1 protein-coding gene is annotated in these 1766 nt (G+C 69.4%); it reads right to left on the bottom strand.

Annotation, left to right across the window (positions count from 1 at the left end; genetic code table 11):
- On the bottom strand, positions 1-1470 hold a 1470-nt coding region (locus EHS43_RS43845), incomplete at its 3' end, for a cellulase family glycosylhydrolase (RefSeq protein ID WP_125195974.1).
- Between the last annotated feature and the right edge of the window lie 296 nt (positions 1471-1766).

The following is a 1766-nucleotide window of genomic DNA, read 5'->3' as shown; positions in this document are numbered from 1 at the left end:
CCCGAACCCGAAGCTCGCCGAACCGCCCACGGCGACCGCCCCGTTGTGCGAGGCGTTCGTCGCGGTCACGGTGGAGCCGGTCTGGGTGTACGAGGCGTTCCACATGGAGGTGACCTTCTGCGCACCCGGCCAGGTCCAGGTCACCTTCCAGGAACCGAGCGCCACGGTGCCGGAGTTGGTGACCTTGACCTCGGCGTTGAACCCGCTCCCCCAGTCGCTGCTCACGGAGTAGGAGGCGGTGCAGGCCGCCGTACTGCCGCCCGGGTCGCCCGGACCGCCGGGGTCGCCGCCGCCCGAGCCCGGGAAGCCCGGCGCCTTGACGCTCGCCAGGTACCCGTCCTTCACGGTGTCCACGGTCTGCCAGTCGTCCTTCAGGATGCCGCCCGTGTCACCGGAGTTGGGGTTCCAGGACCAGAAGGTCCAGTGGAAGGAGTCGGCGCCGTACGTCGAGGTCGGGCGCAGGTAGCTCACCAGCGCGGCCAGCCACTTCTGGTCCACGGTGGACTGCAGGGTGGTGCCGAACTCGCCCACCCACACCGGGGCGATGTTCTGCTTGAAGATGTAGCCCCAGTACTTGTCCCAGATCCCCGGCATGTTGGCGGGGAACGACGGATCGCTGAACCAGCTCTGCTGGGCCACGCTGGTGGCGTAGTCATGGGCGGAGTACACGAGACGGTTGGCGACGCTCAGCTGCACCGGGTACTGGGCGACGCCCATCAGGTTGCCGCCCCACCAGCCGGAGACACCGTTGAAGGTCTGCACGCCCTCGACGAAGATCAGCAGGTCGGGGTTGACGGACAGCACGGCGTTCCCGGCCCGCTGGGCGGCCAGGCGCCAGTCCGTGGCGGTGTCCCCGCAGCCCCAGCAGGCCGGATCGTGGGGCTCGTTGTGCAGATCGATGCCCACGACCGTGTTCTGGCCCTTGTAACGCGTCGCGAGTGCCTTGAGGTTGGTGATCCACGTGGACTCCGGGACCGCGGCGGTGTACCAGAGGGCCGACTGGCCGCCGGAGTCCGGGCGGTGCCGGTCGAGGATGACCTTGAGCCCGTCCTGACCCGCGTACGAGACGAGCCGGTCCAGGACGCCGAGGGAGTTCAGGCCCTGGAGGTCGGCGTTCTTGCCGCTGGAGAAGTCGATGCTGTTGGGGACCGCGCCCGGCTTGAGGATGTCGTCGCTGTAGGGGATGCGGATCGTGTTGTAGCCCAGCGACTTCATCTGGTCGATCATGGACTTGTAGTCGCGGGACCAGAGACCGTGGACGACCTGGTTGCTGGTCTCGAAGCCGAACCAGTTGATGCCGGCGATCCGGACCGGCTGCCCGGAGGCGTCCAGGATCTGGCGTCCGCTGGTGTGCCAGTAACCGGCTCCGGCCGCCTCGGCGGCGTGGGCGGTCTGCAGGCCGGTGGCGCCCAGCGGCAACAGGAGGGCCGCCGCCACCGCGCACAGCGCTCTTCGCAAGCTGCGGAACATGTTCGCTGCTTCCTCTCGGGAGGCGCGGGCCCGGAACGCGATGGGAGCGCTCCCATCACCCGCATCTCCTATGGAAGTCAGGTCACATGGACACGTCAAGGCACGGGACGTCACTTGTGCGGCGGACGGGCGGCGGGCACGCCGTGCCGGCCCCGCGGCCTCACGATCGCCGGAACAGCCGGCGGAGTCCGAAGAGGGCCGCGACCGCTCCCAGCGCGAGGACGCCGATCTTGAGGGTGCCGGTGGAACTGTCGCCGTCGCCGCTCCCGGAGGCGGATGAACTCCCGCCCCCGCCC

The sequence above is a fragment of the Streptomyces sp. RP5T genome (genome assembly GCF_003933965.1).
In the GTDB taxonomy this organism is placed as follows: domain Bacteria; phylum Actinomycetota; class Actinomycetes; order Streptomycetales; family Streptomycetaceae; genus Streptomyces.
This window is presented reverse-complemented; position numbering and strand designations above follow the sequence as displayed.